This window comes from Sorangium sp. So ce296 (assembly GCF_051529605.1).
GTDB classification, from domain to species: domain Bacteria; phylum Myxococcota_A; class Polyangia; order Polyangiales; family Polyangiaceae; genus Sorangium; species Sorangium cellulosum_D.
In genome coordinates this window covers 3,546,933-3,565,104 of the sequence record NZ_CP150325.1, presented here as the reverse complement: position 1 = coordinate 3,565,104, position 18,172 = coordinate 3,546,933, and the positions used below count along the sequence as shown (strand labels likewise).

Here is an 18,172-nt window from a genome sequence, read left to right as displayed (position 1 = left end):
AGTCCCCTGTTTCGCCGTGCCGCCGCGGGGAAAACCCGCGGTCGACGACCGAGCCGACGGGTGGCATGCTGACTGGAACACGCGTACAATTTCGGTACACGCCGGCTCGCCGCGCGAGCTTAGAGGGTCCTCGTGAAGCAATCGCACAAGACGCTGCTGCTCTGGGTTCTGCTGATCATGATGTTCTTGGCGATCTGGCAGTTCTTGAGCCCGGATTCCCGGCCCGCCACGCAAGTCGCGTTCAGCGAGTTCATGGGCCAGGTCCAGGTCGAGGCCAAGGACAAGGATCCGCACGTCGAGTCGGTCACGATCAAGGACCGCGAGTACACCTTCTGGGTCAAGGACCCCAAGACCGGGGCGAAGACGAAGAAGGTCACGATCGGGCCTGAGAACGCCGACGAGATCACGAAGACGATCGTCGACAACAAGGTCGCCGTCTACTTCGAGAAGGAGGACACGTCGCCGTTCTGGCCGGGGGCGATCATGTACCTCCTGCCGACGGTCTTCCTGCTCGTGATGTTCTACCTGTTCATGCGCCAGCTCCAGGCGGGCGGCGGCAAGGCGATGAGCTTCGGCAAGTCGCGCGCGCGGCTGCTCAGCGAGGCGCAGAACAAGGTGACGTTCGCCGACGTCGCGGGCATCGACGAGGCGAAGGACGAGCTCGAGGAGATCATCGCGTTCCTCAAGGACCCGAAGAAGTTCCAGAAGCTCGGCGGCCGGATCCCGAAGGGCGTGCTCATGATGGGCCCCCCCGGGACGGGCAAGACGCTCCTCGCGCGCGCGATCGCCGGCGAGGCCGGGGTGCCGTTCTTCTCGATCTCCGGCTCGGATTTCGTCGAGATGTTCGTCGGCGTCGGCGCGAGCCGGGTGCGCGACCTGTTCGAGCAGGGCAAGAAGCACGCGCCGTGCATCATCTTCATCGACGAGATCGACGCGGTCGGCCGCCACCGCGGCGCGGGCCTCGGCGGCGGGCACGACGAGCGCGAGCAGACGCTGAACCAGCTCCTCGTCGAGATGGACGGCTTCGAGTCGAACGAGGGCGTGATCATCGTCGCCGCGACGAACCGCCCCGACGTCCTCGACCCCGCGATCCTGCGGCCTGGCCGCTTCGATCGGCGCATCGTGGTGAACCGCCCCGACGTGCGCGGCCGCGAGGGCATCCTCCGGGTCCACACGAAGAAGGTCCCGCTCGGGCCGGACGTCGACATGGAGATCCTGGCGCGCGGCACGCCCGGCTTCGTCGGCGCCGACATCGAGAACCTGGTCAACGAGGCGGCCCTCCTCGCGGCGCGTCAGGACAAGGACGTCGTCACGATGATCGACTTCGAGATGGCCAAGGACAAGGTGCTGATGGGCGCCGAGCGCCGCAGCATGGTCATCAGCGACGAGGAGAAGCGGACCACGGCCTACCACGAGGCCGGGCATGCGCTGGTCGCGAAGCTGCTGGAGAAGTTCTCGGACCCGGTCCACAAGGTGACGATCATCCCGCGCGGCCCGGCGCTCGGCCTCACGCAGCAGCTGCCGAAGGAGGACCGGCTCAGCATGTCGCGCGAGTTCGCCAAGGCGCGGCTCTCGGTGCTGATGGGCGGCCGCGTCGCGGAGGAGATCATGTTCGGCCAGTTCACGACCGGCGCGGGCAACGACATCAAGCAGGCGTCGAACCTCGCGCGGCGGATGGTGACCGAGTTCGGCATGAGCGACGTCATCGGGCCGATCTCGTACGGCGCGGACGAGGAGAGCGTGTTCCTCGGGCGCGACTTCACGAGCCGGCGCCGCGACTACTCGGAGACGATCGCCAACCAGATCGACGACGAGGTGCGGCGGTTCATCCTCGACGCCCACGCCGAGGCGCGGCGGCTCCTCACCGAGAACCGCGAGATCCTCGAGCGGCTCGCCAACGCGCTCCTCGAGCGCGAGACGCTGGACGCGGAGGAGGTCGACGCCATCGTCTCGGGCCGCGAGCTGCCGCAGCGCCAGCGCGTCGTGATCCCGAGCTACAGCGATCGCGATCGCGCCGCGAAGGAGAAGCGCCGCGCGGCCAGCATCTTCGGCACGCCGAAGCCCGCCCCGAGCACCTGATCGCGAAGCGCGGGGGCCGCGCCCGGTGAGCCCGGGCGAGCGCCCCCGCACCGCCGCGCGCCGCACGGCACGGCGCGGCCCCCGGGACGCCTCACTCCCTCCCCTCCGACAGCGAAGCACGCGGCGCGCGACGCGGACAGCGACGCACGCGGCGCGTGACAGCGGCCCGCTTCAGGGAGCGCTCAGGGTCGTCTGCAAGAACGCCCACTGCTGCAGATCTGCCGGGCGGCCGCCGTCGTGCGCGCGGTTCGCCTTCGTGAAGATCGCCTGGGCGCCGTCGCCGAAGATGAACAGGCCGTAGCCGAGCGCGAAGCGCAGCGGGTCCCACGGCTGGAAGGCGAGCGAGACGTCGATCTCGTGGCCGAGCGTCCGGCGCTCGTTGTCGCGGACGGCGCCCACCGGAAGGAGCCGCGCGGTGATCCACCTGCCCCCGGGCGAGGCGAGGCCGACGAACGTGTACCCGGCGGCGACGGTCATCGCGTCGAGGGGCGAGGCGCGGACGGCTCCGCCCGCCTCGATCACGTTGGACCACGCGTAGAGCCCCATCGGGCCGTGGTTGTCCTGCGCGTCGGGCAGGATCGGATCGAAGCGGCGCTGCGTCTCGCCCTCCTCGAGCGCGCCGTCGTCGCCCGTCGCGTAGGCGCCGCGGGCGCTGAAGGTGAGGCGGGCGGGGAGGGACGTCTCGAGCGCCGCCCGCGCGGCGGCCGCGAACCCGCCGAGCGGGCGATCGGCCGTGAAGGTGGCGACCCGACCGAGCTCGTAGGCGCCCTCGATCGCGTAGCGGAAGCCGCGGCGGTCGCCGGAGATGCGCGCGTCGAGGACCACGGTGTCTCCGGGCGTGAGCCAGGTCGGCCGCGGCTCGCGGGCGATGCGCGCGAGCGCCGTGGCCTCGAGGTGGAGCAGGGGGGCGACGCGCCAGAGCGCGTTCAGGCCGTAGAGCTGCGTCCCTGTGCCGGCGGAGATGGGCTTGCGCGTCCCCGTGACCTCGGGCGGCGCGCCGCCCGGCGCAGCGAGGAGCACGGCCATCGCCTCGAGGTCGACGTTGCCGAGCTGCACCCCCGCGCGCACCCCGTCGAGCGAGCGCGCGGTGAGCGTCTCGTCGTCCGCCCCGATCAGGCGGCCGTCCCCCCACTCGATCCGCTGACGGCCCAGCCGGACGAAGGCGCGGCGCCCCGAGCGCGTGTGCACATCGACGTAGGCCTCGTAGGGCGCCGTCGCCGGGAGGGACGGCTCGCCCGCCCCGACGAAGATCGCGTCGTCGCTCCCCCAGAGCCGCGCGTCCTGCAGCGTGAGGACGCCCGTGACGGGCCCGCGATCGACGGCCAGGCCGAGGCGCGCGCGCTGCGCGAAGAACCACTGGGTCTCGACGACGTTGCCCGTGTCGAGGAGCGGCGGCAGCGCGCCCCCGAAGCCCTCGGCGAGCACCGCGTTCGAGCTGTAGACGTCGCCGCCCGTGTCCACCGGGTACCGGCGAAGCTCGCCCCGGATCCGGAGCTCCGCCGACGGGCGGAAGACGAACCCGCCGAGGTGCACGCCCTCCGACTGCGGCGGCGCCTGGGCCGCCGCGGTCCGGGGCGCGAGCGCGAGGAGCGCCGATCCCAGAGCGATGGAGGCGAACGGCAGGGATCGGATCATCAGCGAGGAGGGCCGGAGCGCGGGGTCGTCGAACGGCGGATGCGCGGCCTGGCGCGCGGCGTTCTCGCGGGCCGCGCTCCTGGATCGCTCGCGGAGGATAGGCGTCCCGGCGCTCGTCGGACAAGTGGGGAAGCTGCCGAATGGGACGCAGTGCCGCTCCTGTCCGGAGGCGTTGCCGCCGGACAGGGCGAGCCGCCGCGCCGGCGGCGTCACGGATCGAAATCGTCCTCGCCGTTCGGAGGCGGCGGCGGCTTCGGCGGCCTCGGCGCGGCTCCGGCGCCGCTCCCGCGCTGCGGCGGCGCCTTGGCGCTTCCGGTGGGCTGCCTCGGCGTGGGGCGCCGCGCCGCGCCTCGCCGCGCCGGCGCGACGCCCGCGTCGACGGCGAGCACCAGATCGAGCGCGAGCTTCGACGCCCTGCCGGCGTGCCGCTCGGCGACCGCCCCCGCCTCGGCGAGCACGCGCTCGGCCGCCTCGAGCTCGCGCTTCGCCTCGCGGCGCTGCGGGTCGCCCGCCATGGTCTCGGCCCACGAGGCTGCCAGCGACGCCCGCTGCTTCTCGAGCTCCGCCGCGCGCTTCGACAGCTCGCCGAGCTGCTTCGCCGCCGCGAGGGAGCTCTTCAACGACGCCTCGAGCGCCTCGACGGCGTCCCTGTCGTCCGCGTCGAGCGAGCGCCCGCCTCGCGCGCTGACGAGCCGCGCTTCCGGCGCGAGCTCGACGTGGAGCGAGACGCCCGACGCGCGGAGCTCCGCTGCGCGCGCGCGCGCAGCGTCGAGCGCCGCGTCGGCGGCCGACCTCGGATCGAGCCCGGCCGCGCGCGCGAGCTCGGCCCGCGCCGCGTCCGCGAGCGCCTCGGCCTTCAGCGACTCCTCGCGGAGCGCGAGCGCGGCCTCGAAGAACTCGTCGTAGGGCTGCTTGCCCGTGCGCAGGGCCCGGCCCTGCTCGAGCTGCGACGCCTGCGCGGCGCACGCGGCGAGCAGCGGCGCGTGCGCCGCGGCGAGCAGCAGCGCGAGCGCCGCCGCCCGGAGGCGGCGCGCGCCCGGGGCCCTCGTCATCCACATTGGAGGATGACCCCCCAGAGCTCGTAGCTCGCGGCGGGCTTCGAGAGGAACACGACGCCCACGTAGCCCGATCGCGGCGCGACGCCGAGCACGCCCTGCCCGAAGTTCCCGGCCGGGGGCGAGAGCGCGATCGGATCGCCGATCGGGGAGAAGTTGGGGGCCAGGGTCTGCGCGCGCATGGCGCGGCTCCCCGGAGGGCCTTCGGTCCACACGAGGAGCCAGCGTCCGTCGCTGAGCCCCGCGATGTCCGGCGCGAACGCGTCGCCGCCGGGGCCGCCGGACGGGAGCGGGATCACCTGGGTCGACGTGGGGATGTCGCCCGGCGCGGCTTGCCCGGCGCGGATCTCCCATCGTCCGTCCGCGGGCCGGTCGGCGAAGACGACGGCGAGGGCGCGCTCGTTCCAGCCGAGCGAAGGCTTGCCGAGCGCGCCCCCGGAGCCGTTCACGCGGGTGAGCTCGCCGGCGGGCCTGCGCTCGGCGTCGAGCCAGCCGGCCCACACGGCCTTCTCGCGGCGGAACGCGACGGCGTACCCGCGGGACCCGGCCGCGAGGGCGCGCGGCGACTCGAGCGGCTCGTCGCCTTGCACCGGCCAGAGCCGCGAGGGCGCGGCGCCGGGGTCGTCGGCCGCGACCACGGCGCCGTCGGCCAGGCCGATGACGAACGGCCGGGGCCCCGGGACGCTGACCGGGGAGCGGATGGCCTGCTGCGCCGACGTGAGGACGGTGAAGGTGTCTTCGACCGGCGAGATGCTCACGATGTCGGCGGCCTCTCGGTTCGAGAACTTCTCGCTCCGCTCCCCGGTCGCGGGATCGATCTCGAGGCCGACGGCCTCCATGGCGCTCCTGGCGTAGCCCACCAGGAGCTTGCCGCCCTTCGTCGCCGTGACCTCGAAGGGGATGCTCTTCGCGACGAGCGGCGCCCATGGCTGCGGCTGGCGCGCCACCCAGCAGGGCTTCAGCGGCGCGGGGATCGCGGAGCGAGCGACGTTTTGCGCGGCGCCGAGCGCGGGGCGCGCCGTCGCGATCAGCGGCTGCCGCGCGGCTGCGACGGAGTGGCGGCCCGCGAAGAAGGCGGCGATGCTCATGAGCACCGCCGCCCCGCAGATGCCGATGAGCGACGAGATCGGCACGGGCACCGCCGTGGAGAGCCGGCCGTCGCCCCGCGCCGGCGCGCCCGCGAGGGGCGGCTGAGCGCGCCGCGCGGAGAGGGCGCGCGGATCGAGCGCAGGCGGGCCGTTGCTCGATCCCGGGGCGGAGCCGCGATCGGAGCGCGGCGCCGGCGGAGCCGCGGCGGACGCAGGGCGCAGCCCGGGCAGCAAGCCTGGCCACGCGCGCATGGCCGGGTGCCCCTGCGGCGCGCCTGCGCCGACGCCCTGCGGCGCGCCTGCGCCGACGCCGGCCGAGGGGATCGTGGCGTACTCGCGGCGCCCCATCGTCGGGTCGACGGCCAGGGGGGAGCGCTTCGTCTCGCTGGGCACGGGCGCAGCGGCCTGCTCCTTGGCCTCGCGGTGCGGCGCCGTCGTGGTGGAGGGCTCGGGGGCCTCGCTGACGGCGCGGAGCTCCGATGGGACCCGGCCATCGTCGGCCGGCGTGCTCTCGGCGCCGCGGGGCGGGGGACCGTCGCCGGGCGCCGCGGGGCTGGCGAGGCGAGGTCCGATGGACGCGATCGCCGCCGCGTCGGCGGCGCTCGAGACGGGCGTCGCTTCGGCCGAGGGGATCGGGGCAGCCGGGGGCGAAGGGAGCGCTGCGGCCGGCTGCGAGGGGGACGGCGGCGCCGCCACCGGCGTGGCGCGGGGAGCGTCCGCGGGCGGGCGCGGCGGCGGCGCGGGGAGCGCTCCGAGGCGGACGAGGGCCTTCGCGCCTGCCGCGGTGTGATCCGGTGCATCGAGCGCCGGCGCGCCCGCGGGCCGCTTCGCGGCGACGGCGGGGAACCGGACCGGGACCGGCGGCGGCGGCACGGACCGCCCCTTCGCGGGCCGCTTCGTGCCCCGGCTGGGGCTCGCCAGCGCCGGCGGCGTTGCCGGGAGGGGCTTGCCGGCGCCCTGCTCCGCAACGGCGGCTGCGCCGCTGCGACCGTCTTCCTGCGGCGCAGCGCCGGCCGGCACCCCGTCGCGGCCTGGAGGCAGGGGCGGCGGCCGGGGCGGCCTCGCCGCGCGCGCGGCCGGGCCGCCCGCTGCCTTCGGCGTCGCGCCGGGCCTGCTGGGCGCGGCCGAGCCCGCCGCGCGCCTCGGCGCTGCGGGCTCGCCGCCTTCGGTCATCCCGCCGGCGGCGCCTGCGTCGCCGGCCGGACGCTGACCGGCCGACGTGTCCTCGGGGTCCTCGGACGCCGAGGGGAGCTTCGGCGCGCGCGGGATCGCGGGCGCTCCCTCGTCGCCTGCCGAGGAGCCGTCGTAGCGGGGCAGCTGCGTGATCGCGCGGGCGACGCTCGCGTCGAACGCTCCGCCCGCCGAAGGCACGACGATCGGCGCGCTCTGTCCGCTGGCCGGCGCGCTCGCCGGAGCCTCGACCCCCGCGAGCGTCGCCATGGGCTCGCGCTTCCGCGGCGGCGGGGGGGGCGGCTGCGGTCGGGCGGTGGCCCGGCCCGGGGACGACGCCGCAGGTCGCCGCTCGTTCGCGGACCTGTCCGGGGGCGCCCGGCGCTGACCCGGGCGGGCGGGCGCCGGGCCCAGCTCCTCGACGAGCTCGAGCTCCAGCGTCGCGCCGCTGTCGCGCGCCGACGCCCGGGCACCGGCGGCGGGTTTGTCGGGCGGAGCGGCGCCCGCGTCCGGCTTGCGCCGGAGCTGCGCGGCGTCGGCGAGCTCCGGCTGCTTGGAAGCCGGGGCCCACGCTTCCATGCCCTGGCGCCACACGAGCGTGGAGCCCGGGATGACCCCGGCAGCCAGCGCGCTGCGCAGCTCGGCGGTGCTCACGAGCCGCTGGACGCCGCGCTCATCCGTCCATCGCCACGCGCTCAACGGCGGCCCCTCCTCCCCTTGCGAGAGCGCCGGAATTTCAGGACGCGATCCACGACGCGGGGGATCGTACCGCGCGTCGTTTGCAAAGAGATCCTCTTTTGTCCGATCGCGCAACCGCGCGCCCGCTCCTGACGACGATCGCGCTGGCAGCCCATGAGCCCTTCCCGCGCCCTCGTCGCCGCAATCCGCTTTCTGGCCGCCATCGCTGCGCGTGCGCTCAGCCCACCGGCCTGCGCCGCCTGTGACGCCGCCATCGCAGCTGGCGCGGTATTTTGCTCCGACTGTGCGCGGACCACCGTGCCGTACGCGGAGCGCCCGCTGCGGAGGGCGGTGGGGTCGAGCGCGGCGGCGGGCGTCGAGCTCGTCGCGTTCGCTGCGTTCGGCGGGGCGGTCGCGGAGGGGATCCGGCGCTTCAAGTACGGGGATCGGCCGGACCTCGCGCGTCCGCTTGGCCGGTTGCTGCTCGGCGCGGCGCGCGACGCCGAGGTGAGCGTCGACCTCGTGGTCCCGGTGCCGCTGCATCCGCGCCGTCTCGCCGAGCGGGGGTACAACCAGGCGGCCTTGCTGGCTGCGTACGTCGCCGACGGACTTCAGGCGTCGATGGCCCCGCGGGCGCTTTGCCGCGTCCGTCCCACGGCGCAGCAGGCGCAGCTCCCGCGCGGTCTCCGCTTGCAGAACGTGGCGGGGGCGTTCCGGGTCCGCGCTCCGGAGCGCGTGCATGGCCGGCGGGTCGCGCTGGTCGATGACGTGGCCACGACCGGCGCCACGCTCGCGGCGTGCCGGGAAGCGCTCCTGGGCGCGGGGGCTGCTTCGGTCACCTACCTCGTCCTCGCGACGACCGAGAGCGGCGTGGACGAGCTCAGAAGGCCGCCTCTGTCAGCGCACCGCACTTGATGCGAACCGTCCTGCCCTCGGCGAGCCATCGCGTACCGTTGCGCGTCGGCTCGCCGAGCCGCACGAAGAAGCGCCCGCAGCGCACCTCGATGGGCTGATTGCTGGGACCCACCGCCACGCCCGTGACGTACACGGTCGCGTTCTGGGAGGAGTTGAGCTTGAGGAAGCCGTAGCCGCGGCGCGGGTTCCGCGGAACGCTCGCTTCGGCCTGGGTGGCCGGCGGCTGTGGAGGTGCCGGCGCTGCCTCGGGGCTGGGCTGGGGTGGAGGCGGGGGTGGCGCCTCGGGGCTGGGCTGGGGTGGAGGCGGGGGTGGCGCCTCGGGGCTGGGCTGGGGTGGAGGCGCAGCGGGGGGTGGCGGAGGTGCGGCCTGTGCAGCGGCTTCGGTCGCGCTCGGCGGGGGCTGGGCGGTCAGCTGCACGGGGGCGGCTGCTTGCTTCGAGGCTGCGGTGTTCGAGGCTGCGGTGATGACGCTGGCGGGACCGCTGGCCGCCATGTTCGCCGGGAGAGCCTCCCGGCTGCGTTCTGCGAGCCCGGGCAGGCCTGTCTCGACGGCGTAGACGCCCAGCGCAAACACGATCGCTGCCGTCGTGAGGGCAACGCCGATGGTGCCGAGGGGCGAGAGCGGCTTCGACGGATGGCCGTCAGCCGACCGAGGTTGGGGCCCGTCCCCAGCCGACCCAGGTTGGGGCCCGTCCCCAGCCGATCCAGGTTGGGGCCCGTCTCCAGCCGACCCAGGTTGAGGCGCGCTCTCGGTCGACCCAGGTTGGGGCCCATCCCCCCCAGCCGACCCAGGTTGGGGCGCATCCTCGGCCGACCGAGGTTGAGGCGCGTCCGTCGCGAACATCGCCGCCAGTCTAGCGGGATCGTCCACCGCCGAACCTTTCTCTCCCGCTCGGCGGCCCAACGTCCGGCGCGCAGGACCGCTCCCTCCGAGCCGCTCCGGAACGCGAGCACGGACGCTGTTTGTGTGCTGGAATACATACGTGTACGTCATCGCACATCCACTGACGTGGGTTCGCAGGGGGATGCCACACGGCCGTCGCGCGCTGGCCGCCGGCGCGCTCGACACCCTCGGGCTCCTGGATCGCTTCCTGTGGCTGCGCGCGAAGCTCCGGCTGCCCGTGCTCTCCGTGTTCACCTACCACCGCATCGCCGAGCTCTCCGACGTGGACGAGCTCGATCCCGGCGTCGCCGAGGTGAGCGCGCGCGAGTTCGAGGAACAGCTCGCGGTCATCAAGGCGCACTGCACGGTGGTGTCGCTCCGGGACGTGCGGCGCTTCGCCAAGGGCCGGAAGCTCCCGCCGAACCCCGTCATGGTCGCGTTCGATGACGGCTACCGCGACAACCACGACGTCGCCTTGCCCCTCCTCCAGCGCGCCGGCGTCACGGCCACGTTCTTCGTCGCCACCGAGTACCCCGGCAAGGGGCGCCTCTTCTGGTGGGACCGCGTCGCGCTCCTCATGCACCGATGCCGGCGAGCGCGCGTCGAGCTCGCCTACCCAGCGACGCTCGTGCTCGAACCGCAGCGCGACCCGGTCGCCGCGGCGACCCTCGTCTGCCAGACCATCAAGCGCACCTCCGGCGTCGACATCGGCCGCCTGTGGGACGAGATCGAGCGCTCCACGGGCGTATCGATCGACCTCTGCGAGGAGCGCGCGATCGCGGCCAGGACGATCATGGACTGGCACCAGATCGCGGCGCTGCGGCGGGCGGGCATGGACGTGCAGTCGCACTCGCACAGCCACCGGGTCCTCCAGACCCTGTCGCCCGAGGAGGCCACGCGCGATCTCGCGCGCTCCCGCCGCGTCCTCTCCGACGCGTTGAACGAGGCCGTTCACGCGGTCGCGTACCCCGTCGGCTACAGCCTGTGCGGCGCGTTCCATCGCGCCGTCAGGGAGGCCGGGTTCGAGATCGGCTTCACCAACAACTCCGGCCTTTGCACGCTCTCGTCCTTCGATCCCCTGAACTTCCCGCGCATCGCCATGGACCGCGGGCAGATCGGCGCCCTCTTCAAGCTCAAGCTGCTCATCGGCCAGCGGCCCGGCCGCTGATCGGGCAAAGCCCCCGCGCCGCTCCGCCGCCGCGCTCTCCGGCCCGCCGCCCTCGCTGCCCCAGCGCCCCCGCTCGCTCGCGGCCGCCTCGACCGCGCGGCCGTGGCCTGGGCTGTGCACGTGCACCGTCGCTGGGCCGGTTCTGCACGCGCATGGCCTCGATGGCCAGGAAAGCTGCTTCGCAGCCTGTCCGACGAAGGGAGGCTCTCGTGAAAGGCACAATCCGTGGTCGCAGCTCCCGCGCCGCCTCGTCCATGCTCGGCGCGGCCTCGCTGATCTCCGCAGCCCTGGGCTCGGGATGCGGCGGCTCAGCGCCGCACGCGGCTCCCGCCAAGTCGCCCGCGCAGCCCGCGCTCGAGGCGCGCGACGGGCGAGGGGAGCGGAGGGGGGCCGTCGAGCAACCCGAGCACCGCGAGCAGCGCGAGGCGCAGCGCGCGTGGTGCGTGTACCTCGAGGAGCTCTACGAGCGGGCCACCGAGCAAGCGAAGGGCTGGCCCAAGTTCGAGCAATGCACCCGGATGACCACGATGGCCTCGCCGAGGATGCTCCGCGCCACCTCGGAGTGCTCGCTGGCAGCGCTGAGGCGGTTCGAGGGCGATCCCTTCACCGCCGCTTACGCGGAGGAGGTGAGCCGCTGCGGCTCCGACGCGATGACGGCCACCACGCTGCCGCGGTCGGATCTCGCGCCGTTCATGGCCGCCCTCTGCGGCCGGATCGCCGGGTGCGGAGACCTCGACTACGACACCTGCCGGCAGAGCCTCGAGGAGGGGCTCGGCCCGCAGCTCGAGCGCGCGATCGGCGCGATGAACAGCCGTGGCCGGCAGGAGGTCCGCGCCTGCTTCGGCAAGCTCGCGTGCGGCGGCGATCTCGGTCCGCAGATCTCCGCGTGTCTCGAGCCCATCATGGACGACCTGCTCTGGCTGCCGGGGTGACGCCCGGACGCGCCAGGGCGGCAGCGCTGCGCGGCGCGACGGTCAGCCGGAGGTGCCCGGCAGGCGGCAGCGCGCGATCAGCGGGACGTGATCGGAGAGGCCGGCGAACGCGCCCTTGTGACCGAACGGGTGCGTGCCCGCGAAGTCGAGCCACTCGAGGCGCTCGGACGAGTAGACGTGATCGAGGTGCATGCGCAGGTTCATGAAGCCGGCCGTCGGGAAGGCGCGCGCCTCGATCTCGGAGAGGCAGCGGACCTTGGCGAACGCGTCCACGAAGCCGATCTCCTCGCGCAGGAAGCGATCGACCGGCGAGCCCGGCAGCGAGTTGAAGTCGCCGACCACGACGAAGTTGTCGCTCCGCCGCTCGCGGTGGACGAAGTCGGCGAGCACGCGCGCCTCCTCGAGCTGGTTCGGCCCGAACCCCATCCGCGCCTCGCCGGTCCAGAACTCCCTCGAGAACACGCTCGGCAGGCTGAGGTGGGTGTTGAACACATCGAACGTCTGGCCGCTCTCGTGCTCGAACGACACATGCGCGCAGATGCGCGTCTGTTTCAGTCTCTTGACCCTCCGCCGGTGGGTGATGTCGTGCGGACGCTCTGCGTTGTGGTGCCCGATGCGGAACGTGTCGCGCGCGATCACCGCGAGCCCCGTCGTGTAGATGTTCGTCCGCGAGGTGAGCCTGTAGGTGTGCGCGGGGAAGTAGTAGGCGACGTAGCGCTCGGGCCGCTCTGCGTGCGCCAGCGCCGCGTGCAGCTCGGTCATCAAGCGATCGAGCTGCGTCTCCTCCGGGTGCCACCGCGGGTTCATCGTCGAGGAGCGCAGCGACTGCGTCTCCACCTCCTGGAGGCACACGAGATCGGGCAGCGGGGAGAGCCGCGCCAGCGTCGTCGCGATCCGGGTGATGGCGGCGCTGGTCGAGGCGATGCCCCGCGTGCCGTGCCCGAAGTAGCGGACGTTATAGGTGATGATCCTGAGCGACGTGGCGCCGTCGGCCGCCGCCGCGCCGCCGCGGCTCGCGCCGCGCGCCTCGCCCGCGGAGCGGCCGCCAGGCGCGGAGTCCTCAGGGATTGTGCCGTTCGAACCAGGTGGGAGGCGCCGCTCGGTCATGTATCCTCTCGCCCATGGGCAAGAACATCATCGTTTCCGAGGATACCATTCGTGACCTGCTGGAAGCGCATGCCTCCCTCTCCGCCTGGTACTATGAGCTCTGGTCGGCGCTGCGGGTCGCGAAGGCGTCGGCGAGCGCCCCCGATGATGCGGCCCGTGCGGCGTTTGTCGAGCGGATGGCCACGAGCTTCCCGGAGGTCGCGTCGATCGCCCGCTCCATCCGGGTGCCGAGGATGTTCGTCCCACCTCCGCCCGCCGTGAGCATACCCCCGGTCGCGACCGCGGAGGGCGAGGGCACGGAAGAGGCCCCGACGGCGGTCGAGCCCGCTCCCGCCCGGCTCCGCGAGCTCCACGGCCAACCACCCAAGAGCCAGCCAGGCGCTGGCTCCGCCGATGAGCCCGCTCCGGCGCCGTCGCAGCCCGCGATCGCTCCTCCGCCGCTGGTGATCCCATCGACGGTGAAATACGACACCTGAGATCGCTGGCGAGGAGATCGGACTCGGCCTGACGCGCGCTGGGCGCGCTGTCAGCGGGCTGGGCCGCCGATGGAAGTCCGCCGCGCGAGGAGCTGCTCGGCCTCCGCGGCTCCCGTCCAATCGAACCTCGGGTTCAGATCGAGCGCAGCCCGCACGAGCCGCTCGCCCTGCTCAAGGTCTCCCAGCGCGATCCGGATCGCCCCCGCGTGATAGAGCAGGCGCGCGTCCCTGGTGCCGAGGGTTAGCGCCCTGTCGCTCGCGGCGCGCGCCTCGGACAGCCTGCCGGCGCGGTACAGCGCCCAGGCGAGGGTGTCCTCGGTGTCGATGTCCCCGCGGACGCCGCGCTCCGCGGCGGCGAGCCGCACGGCCTCGTCGCGCTCCAGGCCCTTGGTCGCGTAGTACAGCGCGAGGGTCCGGCGATCGGAGAGGCGCCCAGCGGCGACCGCGCTCTCGTAGGCCCGCGCCGCGCCGGCGTGGTCGCCGGCGGCCGCCCTGGCGTCGCCGAGCAGCCACGCGATCTCCGCCTCCGCGCTCTGCCGGTGGGCCCGCTCGAGTAGCTCGACGGCGCGGCCCCACGCGCCGCGGGCCAGCGCGACGCGCGCTCTGCCGGCCAGCGCCGGCGGATACTCGCCTTGCACGGCCAGCGCCCGCTCGAAGCCCCGGTCCGCGGCCTCGTGGTCGCCCTCGTGCCAGAACATCGCGGCCGCCTGCGTCAGCGCCCACGCGAGCGCCTCGGGCTCGCGCGGATCGCCCGCGTCGATCGCCAGGCGCATGATCCGCTTCGCGGTCGCCGCGTCGCCCTGGAGCCAGCGGAGGTGCGCGGCCCGCGCGTAGGACGGCAAGCCCGGCCGCAGGTCGACCATCCGCTGCGCCGCCGCGACCGCCGCCTCGAAGTGACCGAGCCCGAGCTCCGCGTCGCTGAGCGTCCCGAGCGCGAGCGTGTCGCCCCCGTCCCGCGAGAGGACCCGCTCGGCGGCCTCGCGCGCCTCGACGAACCTGCGGTCGTGGAGCAGCGCGAGGCCGAGCAGGTCGAGCGACGCGCGATCGCCCTCCGCCTGCGCGAGCGCGAGCTCCGCGCACGCGTGAGCGCGGCGGGAGAGCGACGGATCGCCGGAGGCGCGCGCCTTCTTGATCCACGCGAAGCCGAGCGCGCTCCAGAGATCCGCGCCGCCCGGCGCCTTCGCGAGCCGCCGCGACAGCGCCTCGATCTCGAGATCCGCGGCGCTCGCGCCCGCCGGCGCCGCGAGCGCGAGCCTGCGCGCCGCGTCGAGGCTCGAGGGCGCCGGCGCCTCGTCAGGGCGCTCGATCGACGCTGGCGCGGCCGGCGACGCTGGCGCGGCCGGCGACGCTGACCCGGCCGGAACGGCGTCGCCGCGCGATCGCCCGGAGCAACCGAGGCTCCCGCTCAGGGCAACGCAGGCGAAGAGGCGAGCCGTTCGGCGCAGCATCGGAGCGTCGACCTCCTTTCGCGCTGGAGCTCCGCCCGGGGCGAGCCGCGCCTCTTACCGCGGCGTCGCGACCTCGATCCGATCGCGAAAGAGCTTGCCTCGCCGGTAAGCGCCGGCAAGCTCGCCGCTCCAGCGCATCGCTCGATCGGCCAGCAGCGCGCAGCGCGGAGGGGATCGCATTGCCTGTCTCGACGGATCGCGACCGCCTGCGGCGGCTCTGCGCCGCGGCGCTGATCCTGCAGCTCGGCGCCGCCTGCGCGCGCGCGCAGCGCAGCTCGCCGGACGATGGCGCAAGCGCAGCGCCCTCGCCGGACGCGGGCGCGACCGCAGCGCCTCCGCCGGACGCGGGCTCCTCGCCGAGCGGCTCCTCGCCGACGCCGCCCGCCGACACCCCGGTCGGCGACGAGATCTCTCCCGTCTACCCGAAGGCCGAGGGCGCGCCGGATCCGCTCGCGGCGCGGCTGTGCGAGGCGCTGCACGCGCTCCCCGCGCGGCGCAAGGCGGCGTGCAGCGGCGGCAGTCCGGGCTTCCATGCCGGCGCGGAGTGCGCGCGCGCGCTGAGCTTCGCGCTCCGCGCGAAGGCGGTGACCGTGTCGACCGACGCGGTCGACCGCTGCGTCGAGGCGATGGCGCGATCGCTCGAGGGGTGCGACTGGGGCGCTCCGCTCACCGCCCCGGTTCCATCGGCGTGCGAGGGGCTCGTCCGGGGCGCGCTCGGCGAGGGCGCGCGGTGCCGGTCGTCGCTCGAGTGCGTGGACGGGCTGCGTTGCGACGGCGTCGGACCCACCGACGCGGGCATCTGCCGCGCCCCGCGCGCCGCGGGCCCGTGCGGCCTCTCCGTCGACGCGCTGGCCGCGGTCACCCGCCAGACGCGCTACGCCGAGGCGCACCCCGAGTGCCGCGGCCGCTGCGCCGGGCGCGCGTGCGCGGCGCCGTGACGCGCGCGGCGCCGTGACGGGCGCGCGGCGCCGCGCCTACCGGCTCAGGGCCGGAAATGCCCCTGCGTCGCGCCTTCCCAGGCGGTCGCGAGGTACGGGAACGCCGGCAGGAACCGCGCGTCGTTCGCCGCGACTCCGTCGCCCGCCGTCGTCCCGGGCGCGCCGGTCAGCAGGAGCGTGAGCAGCGCGTCGGTGACGTCGGTCTGCTCATGATCCGCGCCGGGCACCAGCGCGCGGCCGTTCGGAAAGGCCGACGGCATGCCCAGATCGATCCGGAGCACGTCGCCGACCGTCTCCAGGTTGTGCCCCCCGAGGCGCGCAGGCTTCAGGTTGAACAGATCGATGAGGTCGGTCCGGTTCTGCTTCAGCGCCTCGGGATCGAACCCCGCGAGCGGCTGGCCCGCCCGGTAAAGGCCGGCGAACTCCGCGTCGCGCACCACGATCGGGTTCAGGAAGTACGCGCCGAAGTTGGCGAGGTCGTCGCGCGGGTGCGCGCGGTTGTACTTGTCCTTGTCCTGCAGGCCGATGATCCAGGTGTTGACGAGCGGCAGGCCGACCCGCGACACCTGCACCCACGGGCCCAGGCCGTCCTCCTTGCCGTTCGCGCGCAGGATCCGCACCTTGCGGCGGCTCGCGGAGGCCCAGACGCCGAGCGTCTGCCGGTCGCTCGCCCCCGGCGTCGGCGCCGACCCGCCGTTGGCCACCGCGAGCGGGATCTCGAGCGCGAGCGTGTGGACGTTGAAGCCGGCGAGGTTGTCGCGCCCGGCGCACGACGGGTTCGGCGCCGCGAGGAGCGGGCACAGCCCCGCGAGGTCGAACGCGCGGCCGAGGTCGGCGTAGAAGCCGTCGTCGCGCGGCCCGGCCCAGGCGCGCCCCTCGCCGCCGGCCATCTGCTTGAGGAACTTCGAGGACGTCGCGAAGGCAGGGTAGCCGCCGCCGGTGATCTGGTAGGCGAGCTGGTTCGTCCGCTTCCCGATGTTCGGCGGCGCGACCGGGGCGCCGGCCAGGATGACCTTCGACGCTCCGCCCTCGATCTTCGTGATCGTGTACGTCTGCTCCGCGCCGGCGAGCTGCGCGAAGAACTCGTCGCCGCCGCTCGGCGCCGGCGTGAGCCCCGCCGGATCGGCCGCCCGGTACGGCGTGGTGGAGAACCGGAACTGGTAGGTCAGCGCGTCCTCAAGGCTCGACGGCCCGCGGGCGATGTGCACCTCGTAGAGCACGTCGTCCGAGAAGCCGTGGAAATTCGGCCCGCCGGCGGGCTCCTCGAACGGGATGTAGCTCGCGAGGATCACGAGGTTCGCGCCCTCGACCCACGCGTAGAGATCGGTGTTGTCGGCGGCCGGATCCCCGGCGATCGCCGGCGCCTCGCGGTGGCTCGACGCGGCGGCGAGGCCGGGTGCGCTGAGCGCCGCGCACGCCGCGATGGCGGCGGCGACGCGCGACGGTCGGTGGATCATGCGTGCGGGTCCTCCCATCGCTCCTCCGCGGCTCACGGCCCGAGCAGGAACACCGATCCCTGCTCCTGGGCCCTGTGATCGACGAACGCGAAGACGTCGGCGCCCTTCGCCCGGTGCAGCCCGCCGGGCTCGTCGTGGCCCGGGGCGCCGGTGGCCGTCGCCGAGCGCGCCCCGGACGCCACCTCGATCCGCACGACCTCGTCGGCGCCTCGGTCCACGTCGCGCGCGAGCACGAGCAGCGCCGCGTCGTCGCGCGTCAGCGCGAGCCCGCACGGATAGCCGACGTGGAGCCCGGTCGCGAACGCGCTCACGAAGCCGTCCTCGATCCGGAAGATCGTCGCCGTCCGGTCGGGGCTCGCGAGGGTGTCGCACACGAAGACGTCGCCCCCGCCGGCGACGGCGACCCCGCTCGGATCGACCAGCGGGCTCCCCGTGGCGATCGCGGAGGCCTCGCCGCCGCGCGCCGGCAGGGCGAACACGCCGGGCTGGCCGCCCTCGCGATCGCGCCCCGAGAACACGATCCGCTCCGCGCCGTCCGCGCCCCGGGCGACCTCCAGGCCGCGCGCGCGCATCCCCTCGCCGCCGCGGACCGGCGCGACGGCGCCGCCGGGCAGGTCGATCGCGAAGAGGGCGCCCGCGTCGTCGAGCGCCGCGCCGCCCGCGCCCGGATCGGCCACGAAGAGCCGGCCGCCGTCCGCGCTCGCCGCGATCCCGAGCGGCGCGACGAAGGGCGGTCCGGCCGCGATCTCGGTGGAGCCTGCTCCACCGCGCGCGCGGGTCCTGAAGACGCCGGCCCTGCCGCCCGCGTCGATCGCGGTGAAGTACACGTACGCCGCGCCCGCGTCCGGCGTCGCGTCGAACGCGATCGCCGGAGCGAGCGTCGAGATCGCGTAGGACGCATCGCCGCCCCCGCCGCCTGCGCCGCCCCCGCCGCCCGTACCGCTCGCCGCGGCCGCGCCCCCCGTGCCCGCGGCGGAGCCCGCGACGGTCCGTCCCGGCGCTTCCTCTGCGCGGCTGCAACCCGGGTTGCCCGCGGCGGCCGACAGCGACGCGACGGCGCACAGCATGCCGGCGCTCCGCCGGAAGTCCCCCCTGGCTTCCGTCATGCCTGCTCCTCCCGGCGGCGCTCGTGCGCCCGGCGCG

At 74.8% G+C, this 18,172-nt stretch carries 13 protein-coding genes; 6 read left to right on the top strand and 7 right to left on the bottom strand.

Annotated features, from left to right (window positions below):
* Positions 1–132: 132 nt before the first annotated feature.
* Positions 133–2,079 (top strand): ATP-dependent zinc metalloprotease FtsH, encoded by a 1,947-nt coding sequence (ftsH, locus tag WME98_RS13370; protein WP_061624104.1) that lies wholly within the window; start codon positions 133–135, stop codon positions 2,077–2,079.
* Between the two features lie 171 nt (positions 2,080–2,250).
* On the opposite strand, the gene WME98_RS13365 is transcribed toward ftsH, so the two are convergent.
* From WME98_RS13365 to WME98_RS13355, 3 genes are read right to left on the bottom strand one after another with little or no spacing between them, the layout of a single operon-like run.
* Positions 2,251–3,927 carry an alginate export family protein gene (locus WME98_RS13365; protein WP_437951660.1) on the bottom strand — a complete coding sequence of 559 codons (1,677 nt, stop codon included), beginning with the start codon at positions 3,925–3,927 and terminating at the stop codon, positions 2,251–2,253.
* The gene (locus tag WME98_RS13360) at positions 3,924–4,766 is read right to left on the bottom strand and encodes a hypothetical protein (protein WP_437951659.1); all 843 of its coding nucleotides are present in this window, start codon (positions 4,764–4,766) and stop codon (positions 3,924–3,926) included. Before WME98_RS13360 ends, WME98_RS13365 begins: the two co-directional genes overlap by 4 nt.
* Positions 4,763–7,726 (bottom strand): GYF domain-containing protein, encoded by a 2,964-nt coding sequence (locus tag WME98_RS13355; RefSeq protein WP_437951658.1) that lies wholly within the window; start codon positions 7,724–7,726, stop codon positions 4,763–4,765. The genes WME98_RS13360 and WME98_RS13355 overlap by 4 nt, the downstream gene beginning before the upstream one ends.
* 297 nt (positions 7,727–8,023) lie before the next feature.
* Between WME98_RS13355 and WME98_RS13350 the strand changes: the two genes are divergently transcribed.
* The 3 genes from WME98_RS13350 to WME98_RS13340 all read left to right on the top strand — a co-directional run bounded on the left by WME98_RS13350 (position 8,024) and on the right by WME98_RS13340 (position 11,603).
* A complete protein-coding gene (locus tag WME98_RS13350; RefSeq protein WP_437951657.1) occupies positions 8,024–8,620 on the top strand; it encodes a ComF family protein in 597 nt (198 codons plus the stop codon).
* 1,025 nt (positions 8,621–9,645) lie between these two features.
* A complete protein-coding gene (locus tag WME98_RS13345; RefSeq protein WP_061623868.1) occupies positions 9,646–10,671 on the top strand; it encodes a polysaccharide deacetylase family protein in 1,026 nt (341 codons plus the stop codon).
* 209 nt (positions 10,672–10,880) lie between these two features.
* Entirely contained in the window at positions 10,881–11,603 is a 723-nt protein-coding gene (locus WME98_RS13340; RefSeq protein WP_437951656.1) for a hypothetical protein, read from the top strand.
* Between the two features lie 42 nt (positions 11,604–11,645).
* Here WME98_RS13340 and WME98_RS13335 read toward each other — a convergent pair whose 3' ends face one another.
* Positions 11,646–12,710, bottom strand: coding sequence for an endonuclease/exonuclease/phosphatase family protein (locus tag WME98_RS13335; RefSeq protein WP_061623866.1), 1,065 nt, complete (start codon positions 12,708–12,710; stop codon positions 11,646–11,648).
* A gap of 14 nt (positions 12,711–12,724) precedes the next feature.
* Here WME98_RS13335 and WME98_RS13330 point away from each other — a divergent pair, with 14 nt between their 5' ends.
* Positions 12,725–13,186, top strand: a complete 462-nt coding sequence (locus WME98_RS13330; RefSeq protein WP_061623865.1) for a hypothetical protein — start codon at positions 12,725–12,727, stop codon at positions 13,184–13,186.
* Positions 13,187–13,236: 50 nt separating this feature from the next.
* Here WME98_RS13330 and WME98_RS13325 read toward each other — a convergent pair whose 3' ends face one another.
* Complete coding sequence (locus WME98_RS13325; RefSeq protein ID WP_437951655.1) at positions 13,237–14,634, bottom strand: hypothetical protein; 1,398 nt, start codon at positions 14,632–14,634, stop codon at positions 13,237–13,239.
* A 179-nt stretch (positions 14,635–14,813) separates the two neighbouring features.
* Here WME98_RS13325 and WME98_RS13320 point away from each other — a divergent pair, with 179 nt between their 5' ends.
* On the top strand, positions 14,814–15,572 hold the full coding sequence (locus WME98_RS13320) for a hypothetical protein (RefSeq protein WP_437951654.1): 759 nt from the start codon (positions 14,814–14,816) through the stop codon (positions 15,570–15,572).
* A gap of 44 nt (positions 15,573–15,616) precedes the next feature.
* Here WME98_RS13320 and WME98_RS13315 read toward each other — a convergent pair whose 3' ends face one another.
* Together WME98_RS13315 and WME98_RS13310 are read right to left on the bottom strand one after the other, a co-directional pair.
* The gene (locus WME98_RS13315) at positions 15,617–17,029 is read right to left on the bottom strand and encodes a DUF4331 domain-containing protein (RefSeq protein ID WP_437951653.1); all 1,413 of its coding nucleotides are present in this window, start codon (positions 17,027–17,029) and stop codon (positions 15,617–15,619) included.
* 32 nt (positions 17,030–17,061) lie between these two features.
* Positions 17,062–18,135, bottom strand: a complete 1,074-nt coding sequence (locus tag WME98_RS13310; RefSeq protein ID WP_437951652.1) for a hypothetical protein — start codon at positions 18,133–18,135, stop codon at positions 17,062–17,064.
* Between the last annotated feature and the right edge of the window lie 37 nt (positions 18,136–18,172).